General features: G+C 45.7%; 2 protein-coding genes. Both read right to left on the minus strand.

The features are described 5' to 3' along the window. Window positions 1–411 (minus strand): glycine cleavage system protein R (locus tag R7Q46_RS25160; RefSeq protein WP_318077933.1); only part of this gene is annotated, 411 nt, incomplete at its 3' end. A gap of 224 nt (window positions 412–635) precedes the next feature. After that, the coding region (locus R7Q46_RS25165; protein WP_318077935.1) for a DUF3943 domain-containing protein at window positions 636–1,081 on the minus strand (446 nt) is incomplete at its 5' end.

Below are 1,081 nucleotides of genomic sequence, written 5' to 3' on the forward strand. Positions count from 1 at the left end.
GCTGAACAAGCTAGAACTCACACCGCCACCCCCGGCAATAAATACGCGTTGGCAATCCATATCTAAAATAGAGATGCCTTGTGCGTCCAGAACGTGAGTGATTTCATTGACGATACCTGCACGGTCATTGGAATCGAGACGAAGTTGGAAAATGGTATCTTCTTTGTGTGAGTGAGGCTCTGAATCCACAAATTTAACTACTAGAGTCTGGCAGGCTGAAAACGCTTCTTTCACCGTGTCCGCGTTTTCTTCAGGTAACTCAACTTTTATCACCCCAGCGACTTGGTCTTCAATAAAGTTCACTTTGCTGATTAACCATTTGCCTCCGTTTTCATGAGTAACAGCAGCCAGTTGTTTGATAGTCGCCGGTGATGCTTGACCGACAAAGTTAACGATAAACACAGTGTTCATGATGTCCCCTCCTGGAATAAGGTTTGGACGCAGTGCGGTGGAACGCATCGCTTAAGTTATTGGAATAAGTCCTTTTCTTCAGTGTAGGTCCTAGGAAGGGGTTATGTTTGATAGAAGTCAATTTTTCACACTAATTCGCGAAGCAAATAATCAAAACAGTGCACTAGATACAAAAAGAGCAGCCGTTTGGCTGCTCTTCATTAATGTCGTTCAATATGGTTGGCTTAGAACGTTACTTTCAGCTCTACGCCGTAAAACTGACTGTCGTAGCTTGCACCTGCGTCCATGGCAAACTTCGCAACATCTTGATTGCCGAACCAAGGTGAGGAGTTGAATTTCAATTCAGCGCTGCCGCCCCATGCGTCAGTCACCCAGTGGTGGATATGACCAACAGGGTTTAGGAAGAAGAGAGAAACGTCGCCTGCAGTTTCTGAACCTAACACTTCGCCGCCATTTGCTACGATGTCTTGCTCTGCTGTTAGCATCATTTCACCCACGACCGCACCAAAGAATGGCGTGATAAAGATGTCCTGCCAAGAAGGGACTTCTGCAAACGCTTCAACACCGTATTCCCAGAAAAAAGTAGACATGGTGGCAGAGTACAAGAATGATTCAAATTCGTTGTAACCTGCATGTCTTGCCGCTGTGTAGTAAACACCGCCAAAGTATG

This window comes from Vibrio sp. 811, assembly GCF_033339195.1.